Annotated in this window: 16 protein-coding genes and 1 tRNA gene; 10 read left to right on the top strand and 7 right to left on the bottom strand. The window is 69.8% G+C overall.

Annotation, left to right across the window (positions count from 1 at the left end; translation table 11 throughout):
* Positions 1-10: 10 nt before the first annotated feature.
* Positions 11-808 carry a class I SAM-dependent methyltransferase gene (locus AB0O24_RS02070; protein ID WP_275799080.1) on the bottom strand — a complete coding sequence of 266 codons (798 nt, stop codon included), beginning with the start codon at positions 806-808 and terminating at the stop codon, positions 11-13.
* Between the two features lie 66 nt (positions 809-874).
* Between AB0O24_RS02070 and AB0O24_RS02065 the strand changes: the two genes are divergently transcribed.
* The gene (locus tag AB0O24_RS02065) at positions 875-1621 is read left to right on the top strand and encodes a phosphoglyceromutase (RefSeq protein WP_275799077.1); all 747 of its coding nucleotides are present in this window, start codon (positions 875-877) and stop codon (positions 1619-1621) included.
* A 60-nt stretch (positions 1622-1681) separates the two neighbouring features.
* Here the strand turns inward: AB0O24_RS02065 and phoU are convergent, their stop codons facing one another.
* Entirely contained in the window at positions 1682-2365 is a 684-nt protein-coding gene (gene phoU, locus AB0O24_RS02060; RefSeq protein ID WP_058597428.1) for a phosphate signaling complex protein PhoU, read from the bottom strand.
* 169 nt (positions 2366-2534) lie between these two features.
* On the opposite strand from phoU, the gene AB0O24_RS02055 reads away from it, so the two are divergent.
* Together AB0O24_RS02055 and AB0O24_RS02050 are read left to right on the top strand one after the other, a co-directional pair.
* Positions 2535-3749 carry an ATP-binding protein gene (locus tag AB0O24_RS02055; RefSeq protein ID WP_363372169.1) on the top strand — a complete coding sequence of 405 codons (1215 nt, stop codon included), beginning with the start codon at positions 2535-2537 and terminating at the stop codon, positions 3747-3749.
* Entirely contained in the window at positions 3746-4429 is a 684-nt protein-coding gene (locus AB0O24_RS02050) for a response regulator transcription factor (RefSeq protein WP_307385623.1), read from the top strand. The genes AB0O24_RS02055 and AB0O24_RS02050 overlap by 4 nt, the downstream gene beginning before the upstream one ends.
* A gap of 53 nt (positions 4430-4482) precedes the next feature.
* Here the strand turns inward: AB0O24_RS02050 and AB0O24_RS02045 are convergent, their stop codons facing one another.
* Positions 4483-5043: a DNA modification methylase gene (locus AB0O24_RS02045; RefSeq protein WP_275796340.1), complete on the bottom strand. Its 561-nt coding sequence runs from the start codon at positions 5041-5043 to the stop codon at positions 4483-4485.
* Between the two features lie 193 nt (positions 5044-5236).
* On the opposite strand from AB0O24_RS02045, the gene AB0O24_RS02040 reads away from it, so the two are divergent.
* Complete coding sequence (locus AB0O24_RS02040; protein ID WP_013585821.1) at positions 5237-5719, top strand: CarD family transcriptional regulator; 483 nt, start codon at positions 5237-5239, stop codon at positions 5717-5719.
* Positions 5720-5780: 61 nt separating this feature from the next.
* Positions 5781-6971, top strand: coding sequence for a 2-C-methyl-D-erythritol 4-phosphate cytidylyltransferase (gene ispD, locus AB0O24_RS02035; protein WP_363372165.1), 1191 nt, complete (start codon positions 5781-5783; stop codon positions 6969-6971).
* Here the strand turns inward: ispD and AB0O24_RS02030 are convergent.
* Positions 6968-7429, bottom strand: a complete 462-nt coding sequence (locus tag AB0O24_RS02030) for a GNAT family N-acetyltransferase (RefSeq protein WP_275796338.1) — start codon at positions 7427-7429, stop codon at positions 6968-6970. The genes ispD and AB0O24_RS02030 overlap by 4 nt on opposite strands.
* A 68-nt stretch (positions 7430-7497) precedes the next feature.
* Here AB0O24_RS02030 and cysS point away from each other — a divergent pair, with 68 nt between their 5' ends.
* Genes cysS through AB0O24_RS02015 form a run of 3 tightly spaced genes read left to right on the top strand, consistent with a single transcriptional unit; the run spans position 7498 to position 10553 of the window.
* A complete protein-coding gene (cysS, locus tag AB0O24_RS02025; protein WP_363372163.1) occupies positions 7498-8898 on the top strand; it encodes a cysteine--tRNA ligase in 1401 nt (466 codons plus the stop codon).
* Entirely contained in the window at positions 8891-9889 is a 999-nt protein-coding gene (rlmB, locus tag AB0O24_RS02020; RefSeq protein ID WP_275796336.1) for a 23S rRNA (guanosine(2251)-2'-O)-methyltransferase RlmB, read from the top strand. The genes cysS and rlmB overlap by 8 nt, the downstream gene beginning before the upstream one ends.
* 22 nt (positions 9890-9911) lie before the next feature.
* Positions 9912-10553 carry an NAD(P)H-binding protein gene (locus AB0O24_RS02015; protein WP_275796335.1) on the top strand — a complete coding sequence of 214 codons (642 nt, stop codon included), beginning with the start codon at positions 9912-9914 and terminating at the stop codon, positions 10551-10553.
* 80 nt (positions 10554-10633) lie between these two features.
* Here the strand turns inward: AB0O24_RS02015 and AB0O24_RS02010 are convergent, their stop codons facing one another.
* The gene (locus AB0O24_RS02010; RefSeq protein WP_058597442.1) at positions 10634-11956 is read right to left on the bottom strand and encodes a DUF4032 domain-containing protein; all 1323 of its coding nucleotides are present in this window, start codon (positions 11954-11956) and stop codon (positions 10634-10636) included.
* Positions 11957-12038: 82 nt separating this feature from the next.
* Positions 12039-13142 (bottom strand): sn-glycerol-3-phosphate ABC transporter ATP-binding protein UgpC, encoded by a 1104-nt coding sequence (gene ugpC, locus AB0O24_RS02005; protein ID WP_058597443.1) that lies wholly within the window; start codon positions 13140-13142, stop codon positions 12039-12041.
* Between the two features lie 211 nt (positions 13143-13353).
* Here ugpC and AB0O24_RS02000 point away from each other — a divergent pair, with 211 nt between their 5' ends.
* Together AB0O24_RS02000 and AB0O24_RS01995 are read left to right on the top strand one after the other, a co-directional pair.
* The gene (locus tag AB0O24_RS02000; RefSeq protein ID WP_363372160.1) at positions 13354-14331 is read left to right on the top strand and encodes a thioredoxin domain-containing protein; all 978 of its coding nucleotides are present in this window, start codon (positions 13354-13356) and stop codon (positions 14329-14331) included.
* A gap of 49 nt (positions 14332-14380) precedes the next feature.
* A tRNA-Thr gene (locus AB0O24_RS01995) sits at positions 14381-14453 on the top strand.
* A gap of 69 nt (positions 14454-14522) precedes the next feature.
* On the opposite strand, the gene AB0O24_RS01990 is transcribed toward AB0O24_RS01995, so the two are convergent.
* Positions 14523-14714, bottom strand: coding sequence for a DUF3263 domain-containing protein (locus AB0O24_RS01990; protein ID WP_363372157.1), 192 nt, complete (start codon positions 14712-14714; stop codon positions 14523-14525).
* Between the last annotated feature and the right edge of the window lie 21 nt (positions 14715-14735).

Below are 14735 nucleotides of genomic sequence, written 5' to 3'. Positions count from 1 at the left end.
TCGGTGCGCGTCAGCGCGGGGCCACCGCGCCCCAGGCCACGCCGACCTCACCGAGCCGCCAGCGCTCGCGTCGCACGAGCGGCCAGCCGGCGTCGGCCAGCGCGTGCATCGCCGTCCGCCACCGATGCACCGGCCCGAAGGGCGCGACCGCGGCCGCCCGCGTCCACTCCCGATCGACGGATGCCACGAACTCGTGCACGCGTTCCCCGGGGACGTTGCGGTGGATGAGAGCCTTGGGCAGGCGTTCGGCGGCGATCGAGGGCACGTCCAGCCCGGCGAGGCGGAGCGAGATCGTGAGGCTCCGGGGCTCGGCATCCGCCCCGATCTCGATCCACGTCGCGACGCGACCGATCTCGTCGCACGTGCCCTCGACGAGGATGCCGTCGGGCTGGAGTCGCCCGCACATGAGGGCCCACGCATCGGCGACATCGTCCTCGTCGTACTGCCGCAGCACGTTCATCGCACGGATGACGGCGGGACGCTCGCCCCGGGGCAGGGGGATCTCGAAGCCGCCGCGCGCGAAGCGGACGCCGTCGATGCCCTGCGCCTCGGCGCGCGCGCGTTCGACGCGCTCCGGGTCGATCTCGAGACCGACGACGCGCGCGTCCGGGCGCTCGCTCCGGAGACGCGACAGCATCTCGACGGGCGTGACCGAACTCGCGCCGAACCCCAGATCGACCACGAGCGGATCCTCGGTGCGGCGGAGCACGGGATGCCGAGCGATCCACCGATCGATCCGGCGGAGGCGATTGGTCCCGGTCGTGCCGCGGGTCGGGCGGCCGACGGGGGAGGAAGTCACTCCCGACATGATGCCAGGCTCGGCTCGGGAGCAGGCTCCGCTTGGGAGCAGGCCGCGCGTCGATAGCATGGAGTCATGCCTCACACGCTGATCCTCCTCCGCCACGGGCAGAGCGAGTGGAACAAGACCAACCAGTTCACCGGCTGGGTCGACGTGCGACTCACCGACCAGGGCAAGGCCGAGGCGAAGCGCGGCGGCGAGCTGCTCGCCGAGTCCGGCACCCTGCCCGACGTGCTGCACACCTCGGTGCTCAGCCGCGCGATCCAGACGGCGAACATCGCCCTCGACGCGGCCGATCGCCTGTGGATCCCCGTCAAGCGCTCGTGGCGCCTCAACGAGCGTCACTACGGCGCGCTGCAGGGCAAGGACAAGGCGCAGACCCTCGAGGAGTTCGGCAACGAGCAGTTCATGCTCTGGCGTCGCTCGTTCGACGTTCCGCCGCCGCCCCTGCCCGCCGACGACCAGTACAGCCAGGTCGGTGACCCGCGCTACGCGGGCATCGACGGCGAGGTGCCCGACACCGAGTCGCTCGCCATCGTCATCGACCGCATGCTGCCGTACTGGCACAGCGACATCGTCCCCGACCTGCAGGCAGGCAAGACGGTGCTGGTCACCGCGCACGGCAACTCGCTGCGCGGTCTCGTCAAGCACCTCGAGGGCATCAGCGACGCCGACATCGCCGAGCTCAACATCCCCACCGGCATCCCGCTGGTCTACCAGCTCGACGACGACATGAAGCCGCTCGGCCCGGGCCAGTACCTCGACCCCGAGGCCGCTGCCGCGGGCGCCGCAGCCGTGGCCGCGCAGGGCAACAAGCACTGACACCGCGACGAAGAAGGGGGTGGATGCCGATCGGCATCCACCCCCTTCTCGTTTTGCCGCTCAGATCACGGGGTGAGGCTCGTGCTCGATCTCGTCGTCGGCGCCGGCCCAGTCGCCGGTCGCGAGGTAGACCACCTTCTTGGCGACCGACACCGCGTGGTCGGCGAAGCGCTCGTGGTAACGGCTCGCGAGGGTGGCGTCGACCGTCGCGGTGGCCTCGCCCTTCCACGAGTCGCCCAGAACCTTCTCGAAGACGCTGACGTGCAGCTCGTCGATGTCGTCGTCGGCGTCGCGGATCGCCTCGGCGATGCGCAGGTCCTGAGTACGCAGCAGCTCGGCGAGCTTGCGCGCGACCTCGACGTCGAGTTCACCCATGCGGGTGAACGTCGTCTTGAGGCCCTTCGGGATCGCGCGCTCGGGGAAGCGCGATCGCGCCAGCTGAGCGATGTGCTCGGCCATGTCGCCCATGCGCTCGAGCGACGCGCTCACGCGCAGCGCGGTGACGACGATCCGCAAGTCGCGCGCGACGGGCTGCTGACGCGCGAGGATCTCGATCGCGAGCTCGTCGAGCTCGACGGCCTTCTCGTCGATGATCGCGTCGGCCTCGATGACCTCTTCGGCGAGCGAGACGTCGCTGGTGCCGAACGCGCGTGTGGCGCGGTCGATCGCGACCGTCACCAGGTCGGCGATCTCGACCAGGCGGGCCTGAACGTCCTCGAGGGACTGGTGGAATACTTCGCGCATCGCGGTACCTTCCGTCGGCGGCACGGCACATGTGCGTTCCGCTACCTCCGGGGATTGTTTCCAGCGAAGATGAACGAATGGTGCCGTGACAGTGAATAGTAACGTTCGGCTTCGGCATCCCGTGCCTGAACGGCCGGTGACGCCGTGACCACGCCTTTACGCTGGGGGCATGGAACCACCGCAGCTCTCGCTGCTCGCGCTCCTCGTGGGACTCCTGCTCGGGGGCGGCATCGTCGGCCTCGTGGTCGGAGCCCTGCGAGCACGCGATCGTTCGTTGGCGCAGACCGCCGTCGACCTGCCCGAGGGCGTCGAGGCGATGCTCGGGGCGATGGACGACCCCGCCTTCGTCTGCGACATGTCGTCGACGGTTCTCGCGCTCTCATCGACCGCGGGCGTCTTCGGTCTGGTTGCCGGAGAGGTGATCGCCAGCGACGAACTGCGTCGCGTCGCGCGGGCGGCGCGTGACACGGGAGCGTCGGTCAGCGAGAACCTGCGGTTGCGCCGAGGTGCCGCGCCGGCAGAACCGCGCCTGGTCGCGGTGCGCGCGACTCCAATCTCGCCGCGACTGGTCCTCCTGGTGCTGCGTGACATCACCGAACGCGAGCGCGTCGAAGAGATGCGTCGCGACTTCGTGGCGAACACCAGCCACGAGCTCAAGACTCCCGTGGGGGCGGTGAGCCTGCTGGCCGAGGCGATCGAATCCGCGGCCGAGGATCCGGAACAGGTGCGGTACTTCTCATCGCGGCTGCAGGCGGAGGTGACGCGGTTGGCCGGCCTGGTGAACCGCATCCTGAGCCTGTCTCGGCTGCAGGCATCCGACGAACTGCGCGACGTGCGGGACGTCTCGATCGACGAGGTCGTCACCTCGGCGGTCGAGGCCTACGGGATCGCCGCGGACTCGGCCCAGGTGACGGTCGTGCGCGGGGGGACCAAAGGGCTGTGGGTGCGCGGCGAGCCGCAGATCCTCACCGAGGCGCTGGGCAACCTCGTCGCGAACGCGATCGCCTACTCGCCCGGCGGCTCCAAGGTGGGTGTCGGGGTGAAGCTCGACGGCACGGTCGTCGAGATCGCCGTCACCGACCGCGGGATCGGCATCCCCGAAGCCGATCAGCACCGCGTGTTCGAGCGCTTCTACCGGGCCGACCAGGCGCGATCCCGCCGCACAGGGGGAACCGGGCTCGGTCTGTCGATCGTCAAGCACGCCGTCCAGCGCCACGGAGGCGAGGTGCGATTGTGGTCGCGCCCCGACCGCGGCTCGACGTTCACCATCCGACTGCCGATGTCCGAGGCGCCCGACCTCGAGCAACCCCGCCCCAAGTCGGGACGCAAGGGCCGCAAGGCCGCTGCTGCACGTCCCGCCCCCCTGAACGGAGACACCGTATGACCCGCGTTCTGATCGTCGAGGACGAGCCGGACCTCGCCGACCCGCTGGCCTATCTGCTGCGGCGGGAGGGGTACGAGGTCGAGATCGCCGAGGACGGCGCTCTCGCCCTGACGGCGTTCCACGACCGCGGTGCCGACATCGTGCTGCTGGACCTGATGCTGCCCGGCATGCCGGGCACGGAGGTCTGCCGGCAGATCCGGCTGTCGTCGCACGTGCCGATCATCATGCTGACGGCCAAGGACTCCGAGGTCGATATCGTCGTGGGGCTCGAGCTCGGTGCCGACGACTACGTGACGAAGCCCTACTCGACGCGGGAGCTGCTGGCCCGGATGCGCGCCGTTCTGCGCCGTCGGACCCCGGATGACGCCGACCTCGACGATCGGATCCTCAGCGGAGGACGCGTCACCCTGGACATCGATCGACACACCGTGTCGGTGGATGGAGCAGAGATCAACATGCCCCTGAAGGAGTTCGAGCTGCTCGAGGTCCTCATGCGCAACGCGGGTCGCGTGCTGACTCGCGGTCAGCTCATCGACCGCGTCTGGGGCACCGACTACTTCGGCGACACCAAGACGCTCGACGTCCACATCAAGCGCATCCGCTCGCGCATCGAGCAGAGCCCGAGCGAGCCGACGATGCTCGTCACCGTCCGAGGCCTCGGCTACCGCTTCGAGGCCTGAGGCGGGAATGACGAAGGCGCCGACGGGAATCCGTCGGCGCCTTCGTCATTCCGTCAGGAGGACGGCGTGGGGCTCGGGGTCGCGCTGGGCGTCGCGCTTGGCGTCGGGGTGTTCCAGACGGTGGCCTGCGGGGTGGGCGCGAGGGTCTTCAGGTACTGCAGTGCGCCGTCGAGGACGGGGACCTGCATGAGCGCCCCTTCGCCGTCGCCGGACTGGAAGTACACCGGGACGGTCGAACCGGGAACGGCGTCGATGCCGTCGAGACGGAGCGGCTCCACGTCATTCGTGAGGTCGCCCAGGCTCAGGGTGCTGCTGGCGGGGACCTTGACCGAGGCGCGGACGGCCGAGGAGCCCTCGCCGACCTCGAGGCGCAGCGTCTGCGGCTCGGTCGTGGAGTTGACGATCGCGGCGACGACGTTGCCGACCTCGCCGCTCTCGTCGGCGACGATGAGGACGTTGCGGACGTCCAGGGGGCCGGAAGCGGCGGGGACGTTGATTCCGTCAGAGGCGGAGTAGTCGATCGTCGTCGCCTGGGGCGCAAGGATGTTGCAACCCGTCGTGCCCAGCACGACGGCGGCACCTACGGCGATGGACGCGATCAGGCGCGATTTCACGGATCCTCCCAGGACGACAGACGGCACAACCTCATCCTACGGGGTCGCCGCGCCGCGGTCGGCTCGGGCGCGCTTCGCCGTCGCGTTCACGCGCGCGAGAGGCGCGCGTGAAGGGAGAGGTGCGTCGAGAGGGCGGAACCTTAGCGTATGAGTGCCTGTGGTATCCTGGATGTTGCCGAAAGGACATAACTCCATGCTTTTTGAGGTTGGCGAGACCGTCGTTTACCCGCACCATGGCGCGGCCACGATCATCGAGGTCAAAGAACGCGTCATCAAGGGCGAGACGAAGAAGTATCTGAAGCTGAACGTCACGCAAGGCGACCTCGTGATCGAGGTCCCGGCTGACAACGTCGACCTCGTCGGCGTTCGCGACGTCATCGGCAAAGAGGGTCTCGATCGCGTCTTCGACGTGCTGCGCGCACCGTTCACCGAAGAGCCCACCAACTGGTCTCGCCGCTACAAGGCGAACCTCGAGAAGTTGGCCTCGGGCGATGTCATCAAGGTGAGCGAGGTCGTCCGCGACCTGTGGCGCCGCGACCAGGACCGCGGGCTCTCCGCCGGCGAGAAGCGCATGCTGGCGAAGGCTCGCCAGATCCTCGTGTCCGAGCTCGCTCTGGCAGAGAAGACCGACGAAGACCGCGCGAGCGTCGTCCTCGACGAGGTCCTCGCCTCCTGAGACGCTCCGTCGCCCGCCGTTCTTTCCGAGCGGCGGGCGATGCCCGCGCTAGCGTAGGGGAGTGATCCCCTCGCCTTCCCCGCGTCTCGCGGTCATCGTCGTCGCCGCCGGCTCCGGCACCCGTCTCCAGGGGGGAGCGCCGAAGGCCTTCGTGCCTCTCGATCGCGACTCGATCCTGCGTCACTCCCTCCGGGGGGTTCTGGCGGCACCGCGCGCCCAGGTCGTGGTCGTCGTGCCCGACGGGTTTCAGGATGCCGCCCGCGCCGACGTCCAGGCCGTGTCCGGCGATCACGGAGACGGTGATGGTGGAGACGCCGTCCGCATCGTCGTCGGCGGTCGCACCCGGCAGGAATCCGTGGCCGCCGGCCTCTCGGCGCTCGACGCGGACATCGAGCTCGTGCTCGTGCACGACGCAGCGCGCGCGCTGACCCCGGTCTCGGTATTCGAGCGGGTGATCGACGCGCTTCGGGGAGGCGCGCCCGCCGTCATCCCGGCCGTCCCTGTCGTCGACACGATCAAGCGCGTCGATGAGAACGGGGTGATTCTCGCCGCGGTGGATCGTTCCGAACTCGCCGCCGCGCAGACCCCGCAGGGATTCCGACGCGACGTGCTCGAGGCGGCGGTCGCGGCCGCCGACGCCGACCACACCGACGACGCCGCCCTCGTCGCAGCTGCCGGACACCACGTCATGACGGTCGCGGGCCACGCCGACTCCTTCAAGATCACCACCGCCCCCGATCTCGAACGCGCGCGAGGTCTCGTCGCGCCGCGACCCCTGGCGGCGCCGCGCATCGGTATCGGAACCGATGTCCACGGCTTCGGCGGTGAGGGAACGCTCTGGCTCGCGGGTCTCGAGTGGCACGGCGAGCAAGCGCTGTCCGGGCACTCCGACGGAGACGCGGTCGCTCACGCCATCGTCGATGCGCTGCTGTCGGCTGCGGGCCTCGGTGACATCGGCACCCACTTCGGCACGGATCGACCGGAGTTCTCGGGGGCGCACGCCGAGGCCTTCCTCTCGCACACGGTGGGTCTGATCGAAGCGGCCGGCTGGCGCGTCGGGAACGTCTCCGTCCAGGTGCAGGCCAACCGCCCGCGTTTCGCCGCGCGTCGGGTCGAGGCCGAACAGGCGCTCTCGCGGGCGCTCCGCGGTGCGCCGGTCTCGGTCAGCGCCACCACCACCGACGGGCTCGGCTTCACCGGACGCACCGAGGGAGTCGCCGCCTTCGCGATCGCGCTGGTGCTTCCGCGCTAGATCTCGCGCGTCATGAAGGTCGACAGCGGGTCGGGCACGTACGCCCCGAACGGCGCGCACTCGACGAAGCCCTCGCTGGCGTAGAGACCGCGGGCCGCAGCGAAGTCGTCACCGCTGCCCGTCTCGAGCCACAGGCTCCGGATGCCACGTGCCCGCGCCTCGTCCACGATGTGGCGCAGAATCGCGCGGCCGATTCCCTTCCCGAGGAACGCCTCCGTCACGCGCATGGACTTCAGTTCTCCCTGGTCGGCGCCGAACGGCGACAGGGCGCCGATGCCGGCGAGTTCTCCGTCGGCCCATGCCGACCACAGCAGGGCTCCTTTGCCCATGAGCGCGTCGGCGTCCAGGGCGTGGCAGCTCTCGGCTGGAGTGTTCGCCAGCATCCCGGCGACGTGGGCTGTGACCAGCTCCCGTGTCGGTGCGCCGGAGAGGTCGTCGAGGCGGATGTCGAGCTGCACGGATCGAGACTAGCGTCGCCGTGTTTCGGGCTCGGGTCGCCGCCGGAGGCGGCCGGTAGGCTGGGGCGGTGACTGTTCGGCTCTACGACACGAAGGCTCAGGCCCTGCGTGACTTCACGCCTCTCGACCCGTCGAATGTCACCGTCTACGTCTGCGGACCGACCGTCCAGTCGGGTCCGCACATCGGGCACGTGCGCGCCGCCCTCGCCTTCGATCTGCTGCGCCGCTGGCTCGCTCACCGCTTCGGCCGGGTGACGTTCGTCCGCAACGTCACCGACATCGACGACAAGGTGCTCGCGAATGCCACCGACACCGAGCCGTGGTGGGCGCTCGCGTATCGGATGGAGCTCGAGTTCTCACGCGCGTACGCCGCTATCGGCATCCTCCCGCCGACCTACGAGCCGCGCGCGACCGCGTCGGTCACGCAGATGCAGGAACTGATCGCCGAGCTCATCGAGCGCGGTCACGCCTACCCCGCCGAGGGTGACGTGTACTTCGACGTCCGGTCGTGGCCCGCCTACGGGGAGCTCACGCGTCAGAGCCTGGATGCCATGGAGCCCGCGTCCGACGCCGACCCCCGGGGGAAGCGCGACCCGCACGACTTCGCTCTGTGGAAGGGCGCGAAGCCAGGCGAGCCCGCGTCGGCGACGTGGGCATCGCCGTGGGGCGCGGGCCGGCCGGGCTGGCACATCGAGTGCTCGGCGATGTCGCGCCGGTACCTCGGCCCCGAGTTCGACATCCACGGCGGCGGACTCGATCTGCGCTTCCCCCATCACGAGAACGAGATCGCCCAGTCGACCGCGGCGGGCGACGCGTTCGCGCGGTACTGGGTGCACAACGGTCTCGTGACGGTCGACGGGCAGAAGATGTCGAAGTCGCTCGGCAACTTCACCCTCGCGGCCGACGTGCTCGACGCGCACGACCCGCTCGTGGTGCGATACGCGCTCGCCGCGGCGCATTACCGCTCCAACCTCGATCTGAGCGACGCCTCGTGGGCCGAGGCTGAGGCGGCCCTCGGCCGGATCCGGACGTTCCTCGACCGGGCCCGACGTGTCGTCGCGCCCGGATGGCCCGAGGCGAAGGAGGGGCTGCCCACGGAGTTCTCCGAGGCCATGGACGACGACCTCTCGGTGCCCCGGGCCCTGGCGGCCATCCACTCGAGCATCCGGTCCGGAAATGCGCTGCTCGACGCCGGCAAGTACGATGAGGCGAAGCAGGATGTCATGGACGTCATGCAGATGACGCTCGTCCTGGGGATCAACCCTCACTCTTCTCAGTGGGGTGGCACCGGCGGGGGAGCGGAGACCGCCGCTCTGGACGCCCTCGTCCAGACGATGATCGCGCAGCGCGCGCAAGCGCGCGCGGACAAGGATTGGGCGGCCGCGGATCGCATCCGTGACGCGATCGCCGCCGCAGGAATCACGCTGGAGGACACTCCAGCCGGAACCCACTGGAGTATCGATGGCTAAGCCAGGACGCCCGGGCGCACGCAACCCCGGCAAGAAGAAGGGCCCCCTGAAGGGCACCGGCGGGCACTCCCGCAAGGCGCTCGAGGGTCGGGGTCCCACCCCCAAGGCCGAAGACCGCGCGTGGCACCCCGCAGGCAAGCGCAAGGCCGCCCAGGAGCGCTACGCCGCCGCCGGCGGCAAGGGCAAGCCCGCCGTCCGCGGCGTCGGCGGCAACGCGAACCGGAAGAGCCCCAAGGCGTCCGACGACACCGAGACCGTCACCGGCCGCAACTCCGTGCTCGAGGCTCTGCGCGCGAAGATCCCCGCCACGGCCTTCTACATCGCGCAGCGCGTCGAGATGGACGACCGCGTGAAAGAGATGCTGTCGATCGCGACGAACCGCGGCATCCCGGTCCTGGAGGTCACGCGCCCCGAGCTCGACCGGATGGCCGGCTTCGACGGCGTCCACCAGGGTGTCGCCCTGAAGGTGCCGCCGTACACGTACGCGCACCCGCAGGACCTGCTCGAAGAGATCATCGACCGCGGCGAGGTCCCGCTGCTCGTCGCGCTCGACGGCGTCACCGACCCGCGCAACCTCGGGGCGATCATCCGCTCGACCGGCGCCTTCGGTGGCCAGGGGCTCATCCTTCCGCAGCGCCGTTCGGCGAGCGTCAACTCCGCAGCCTGGAAGACCAGCGCCGGAGCCGCGGCGCGCATCCCGGTGGCCCTCGCGGCCAACCTCACCGCGACGCTGAAGGAGTTCAAGAAGCAGGGCGTGTTCGTGCTCGGTCTCGCCGGTGACGGCGAGGTCTCGCTGCCCGCGCTCGAGCTCGCGGATCGTCCCGTCGTCATCGTCGTGGGCTCCGAGGGCAAGGGCCTCTCGCGCCTCGTGACCGAGACCTGCGACCAGGTCGTGTCGATCCCGATCTCCGCCGCAACCGAGTCGCTGAACGCCGGTATCGCGGCATCCGTGGCTCTGTACCAGGTGTCGACGCTTCGCGCCGCGCACTGATCCCGTCGAGGAAGGAACGCTGATGACCCGTATCGCCGTGATCGGAGGAACCGGCTATGCCGGTAGCCACATCGTCGCCGAGGCCGCCCGCCGCGGACACACCGCCGTCTCGATCGCCCGGTCGGTCCCGACCGAGCGCGTGGAGGGCGTGACCTACCTCGAGGGCACGGTCCTCGACGTCCCCGGCCTGGTCGCCCAGCTCGAGGGTGTCGACGTGGTCGTGTCCGCCGTGGCCCCGCGCGGCGACATGGAGGGCAAGCTCCGTCCCGCGATCGCCGAGCTCGTCGCGGCTCTTCCCGAGAACGTCCGGGTGGGTGTCGTCGGCGGCGCCGGTGGCTCGCTCGTCGCCGAGGGCGGCCCGCGACTGATCGACACCGACGGCTTCGCCGAGGAGTACAAGCCCGAGGCGCGGGAGGCCATCGGCATCCTCGAAGACCTCCAGGCCGACGACACGGGTCGCAACTGGTTCTACATCCACCCCGCGGGCGGCTTCGGCTCGTGGGCTCCGGGCGAGCGGACGGGCGCGTACCGCGACGGCGGCGACGTCCTCGTCGTCGACGGCGACGGCAACTCCTTCATCGGCGGCGCCGACTTCGCGGTCGCGGTCCTCGACGAGATCGAGAACCCGAAGCACACGCGCGAGCGTTTCACCGTCGGTTACTGAAACCCGCTTCTTACACGGAAGGCCGTGGCATCCCGGATCGTCTCCGGATGCCACGGCCTCCGCGTTGAGGAGCGGTGGCGTCAGACCAGGTCGCGCCAGTCCACGACGTCGGTGTCGGTCGTCGGCACCTCGCCCGTCGCGGGGGCATCGGCGTCGGACACCGTCGGCAGCGACATCGTGTCGGTCGGCGGGCCCATGACGGTGGCCTCGTCGCGGCGGTGGCGCAGGACGTCGTCGATGTACGACGACACGACCTCGGCGAGCGGCACGGACCGGCCGCGCGCCTGCGACATGTACCAGCGGTGCTCGAGAACCTGGTGGAAGACCTCGGCGGGCTCGAGCTTGGCGCGCAGGTCGAACGGGATCGCCATGACGATCGGCTCGAAGACGCGCGTGAGCCACTCGTGGGCGACCATCTCTTCGTCCGAACCCAGCCGTGACACGCGGGCGCGGAACTCGTCGAGGTCGTTCAGCAGGCGCCGAGCCTGGTTCTCCTCGACGTCGAGTCCGGTGAGGCGGAGCAGGCGTCGCTGGTGGTGACCGGCGTCGACGACCTTCGGCTGGATGGACACGCGCGTGCCGTCAGGCGTCGTGCTCATCGACATCTCGCCGATGTCGAAGCCGAGGGCGTTCAGACGGTGCACGCGCTCGGTGATGCGCCATGACTCGTCGACGGCGAAGGACTCTTTGTCGGTCAGGGCGCCCCACAGCGAGTGGTACGACGAGACGAGACCGTCGGCGATGGCGACGGCATCCAGTCCGCCCTCCAGACGACCGCCCGCTTCGAGATCCATGATCTCGCCGGCGATGTTCGTCCGCGCGATGTCGAGGTCGTGCGCGCGCTGTCCCGGGCTCAAGCGGTTGCCGTGGAGCTCGCCGGTCTCGGCGTCGACGAGGTAGGCGGCGAACTCGCCGGCGTCGCGGCGGAAGAGGGTGTTCGACAGCGACACGTCACCCCAGTAGAACCCGACGTTGTGCAGACGCACCAGGAGGACGGCCAGGGCGTCGACGAGGCGCGTCGCCGTGTGGGGGCGCAGCACCTGCGTGAACAGGGCGCGGTAGGGGAGCGAGAAGCGCAGGTGCGCGGTGACGAGCGCCGCGGGAAGAGGACGACCCGAGGCGTCGGTGCGTCCCGCGATGACCGCGATCCGATCGACGCACGGGGCGTCGAGGCGGTCGAGGTTGCCGAGCATGTCGTACTCGCGGCGTGCCATCTCTTCGGTGGTCTCCTTGATCGCGACCACGCGTCCGGACAGATTCGCGAAACGCACGAGGTGGCGGGAGATGCCCTTGGGGAGCGCGACGATGTGGTTGCTCGGCCAGTCGGCGAGACCGGTCGACCAGGGGAGCTGCAGCAGCCCCGGGTCGACGGCGCTGGCGGTGATGCGGAGGGATTCGGACACGGTGTCTCCGGGGAAAACAGGTGCGGCGCGTCTTCGTCCCGTGACAGGTCGGGGACGAAGACGCGCCGCAGCGGTGCGTCGATCAGGCCGAGGCGATGGCCTTGTCGGTCAGGCGGTCGCCCGAGGTGGCGTCGAACACGTGCACGTGCCCGGGAACCGGAGCCAGGACGACGGTCTCACCGGCGTTCGGGTGGCGGCGGCCGTCGACACGGGCGACCAGGTCGGTGCGCTTGCCGTTGATGTCGGTGTGGCCGTAGAGGTAGCCGTCCGCGCCGAGCTCCTCGACGAGGTCGACGACGACCGACAGGCCGCGGCCGTCGGCCGGAGCGACCTGGATGTCTTCGGGGCGGACACCGATGGTGACCTCGGAGCCGTGCGCCTTGCCGATGACGTCGGCCTCGACGGGGACGACGAGGTCGCCGAAGCGGACGCCGCCTTCGGCGAGGTCGACCGAGAACAGGTTCATCGCGGGCGAGCCGATGAAGCCGGCGACGAAGACGTTCTTCGGCTTCTCGTACAGGTCGCGCGGGGTGCCGACCTGCTGGAGCAGGCCGTCCTTGAGCACGGCGATGCGGTCGCCCATGGTGAGCGCCTCGGTCTGGTCGTGCGTGACGTAGACCGTGGTGACGCCGAGGCGGCGCTGCAGCGACGCGATCTGCGTACGCGTCTGGACGCGGAGCTTGGCGTCGAGGTTCGACAGCGGCTCGTCCATGAGGAACACCTGGGGCTGACGGACGATCGCGCGGCCCATGGCGACACGCTGACGCTGACCACCCGAGAGGGCCTTCGGCTTGCGGGTCAGGTACTGCTCGAGGTCGAGGAGCTTCGCGGCCTCGAGGACGCGCGCGGCGCGCTCTTCCTTGCCGACGCCCGCGATCTTGAGCGCGAAGCCCATGTTCTCGGCGACGGTCATGTGGGGGTAGAGCGCGTAGTTCTGGAAGACCATGGCGATGTCACGGTCCTTCGGGGGGACGTCGGTGACGTCGCGGTCGCCGATGAGGATGCGACCCGAGTTGACCTCTTCGAGGCCGGCCAGCATGCGGAGCGACGTGGACTTACCGCAACCGGAGGGGCCGACCAGGACGAGGAACTCGCCGTCTCCCACCTCGAGGTTGAGCTTGTCGACGGCGGCACGGGTGCCACCGGGGTACAGACGGGTTGCGTTGTCGAATGTGACGGACGCCATGTTCTCTTCTCCTTCACCGGCAGGTACGTGCCGGACGATCCGTAGTGAATGGAATGAGCGGGGGCGACCCCGCGCGCCCGACGGTGGGCGCAGGGTCAGTATGCCATGCGTCTGGGCTTTTCTCAGCCAGCCTGGCTAGCATCGGTGCTCGTTCGCCCCAACCCGAGCGATCCCCAGATTTGTTGCGGCACCGCCGTGCCCGAGAGGTTCCATGTCCAACGACCAGACGCCGAATGTGCCCGCCGAACGCGATCGCCGTGAGGCGGTGCGTGAGAAGGCGCAGCAGGTCAAGGCGCGCCAGGCGCGCCTGCGCGTCCTTCGCCGCTCGCTGATCGGCGCGGGCGCCGTGGCCGTCGTCGCGGTGGGTGCGGTCGCGGTGACGTACGCGGTGTCGTCGAACGGCTCGCGTCCTCAGGCGCTTCCGGCCGCGGCCACGGACGACGGTTTCCTGGTGTCGAGCGCGACCGGGGTCCCCGACCCGTCGGCGCCCCAGGCGGTCGACGGCGACGCGTCGAGTCTCGCCGCCGGAGCCACCCCGACCCCCGAACCGGCGACCACGCCGACACCGACCCCCACGTCGACGGCCGCTCCCGTGGACATCCGTGTGTACGTGGACTACCTCTCCACCGAGGCCCGCGAGTTCCAGGTGGCCAATGCGGAGCAGCTTTCCAAGTGGGTCGACGAGGATGCCGCGAAGCTGACGTACTACCCGGTCGCGATGCTCACCTCGAAGTCGAACGGCACGAAGTACAGCCTCCGCGCCGCCGGCGCCTCGGCCTGCGTCGCCACGCACGCGTCGGATCGCTTCTTCGCCTTCAACCACGAGCTGCTCACCAACCAGCCCGCCGTCGACTCCGAGGGCTACAGCGACCAGCAGCTCGCCGACATGGCGCAGGGTGCCGGGGTCAGCGACGTCGCGACGGTGCGCTCGTGCATCGAGGACGAGACCTACACCGGCTGGGCGAAGGCCGCGACCGATCGCGCGATCAAGGGCCTCCCCGACACGAAGGGCCTCGCGCTCACCACGCTGCCCACCGTGCTCGTCAACGGCACCCCGTACGTGGGTCACATGGACGACCCGAAGGAGTTCGCGCAGTTCGTCCTGACCATCGACAGCAACGCGTACTACTCCACGGCGACGCCGACCCCGACGCCCTCCGCCACCCCGACGGCGACGCCCGCGGGTTGACCCGGTGTGCGCGGGAGGCGCTCCCGCGCATCGCTAGACTGGGACGCCTGCCGGCTTGGCGCAATTGGTAGCGCACCGTACTTGTAATACGGGGGTTGCAGGTTCAAGTCCTGTAGCCGGCACGTAATTCCGCCGATCCGCGGCCTCGACAGGACCGCGAGAGGCTCGAAAGTACCGGAAACGTACCGCTTTCAGCCAGCACGTCGACAGAGTTCTCGGTCACCCGCGTCGCGGAGGCGTCGGAGGCGGTGCACAACCATCGGCCGTGCCTCAACGGCTCCGGCCGTGTCGTGCGTGTGGACGAGCAGCTGAAAGTACCGCGTCGGCGGCACCCGGAAGCGCGCGCGGATCGCCTCGTCTTCCGGCCCGACCAGCGCGGACACTGCTCCTCGAAGTCCAGGAGG

This window comes from Microbacterium sp. NPDC086615, from assembly GCF_040686055.1.
GTDB lineage: Bacteria > Actinomycetota > Actinomycetes > Actinomycetales > Microbacteriaceae > Microbacterium.
This window is presented reverse-complemented; position numbering and strand designations above follow the sequence as displayed.

Coding starts and splice junctions, on each gene's coding strand:
- AB0O24_RS02070 (WP_275799080.1), bottom strand. CDS start 808: ATGTCGGGAGTGACTTCCTCCCCCGTCGGCCGCCCGACCCGCGGCACG.
- AB0O24_RS02065 (WP_275799077.1), top strand. CDS start 875: ATGCCTCACACGCTGATCCTCCTCCGCCACGGGCAGAGCGAGTGGAAC.
- phoU (WP_058597428.1), bottom strand. CDS start 2,365: ATGCGCGAAGTATTCCACCAGTCCCTCGAGGACGTTCAGGCCCGCCTG.
- AB0O24_RS02055 (WP_363372169.1), top strand. CDS start 2,535: ATGGAACCACCGCAGCTCTCGCTGCTCGCGCTCCTCGTGGGACTCCTG.
- AB0O24_RS02050 (WP_307385623.1), top strand. CDS start 3,746: ATGACCCGCGTTCTGATCGTCGAGGACGAGCCGGACCTCGCCGACCCG.
- AB0O24_RS02040 (WP_013585821.1), top strand. CDS start 5,237: ATGCTTTTTGAGGTTGGCGAGACCGTCGTTTACCCGCACCATGGCGCG.
- rlmB (WP_275796336.1), top strand. CDS start 8,891: ATGGCTAAGCCAGGACGCCCGGGCGCACGCAACCCCGGCAAGAAGAAG.
- AB0O24_RS02015 (WP_275796335.1), top strand. CDS start 9,912: ATGACCCGTATCGCCGTGATCGGAGGAACCGGCTATGCCGGTAGCCAC.
- ugpC (WP_058597443.1), bottom strand. CDS start 13,142: ATGGCGTCCGTCACATTCGACAACGCAACCCGTCTGTACCCCGGTGGC.
- AB0O24_RS02000 (WP_363372160.1), top strand. CDS start 13,354: ATGTCCAACGACCAGACGCCGAATGTGCCCGCCGAACGCGATCGCCGT.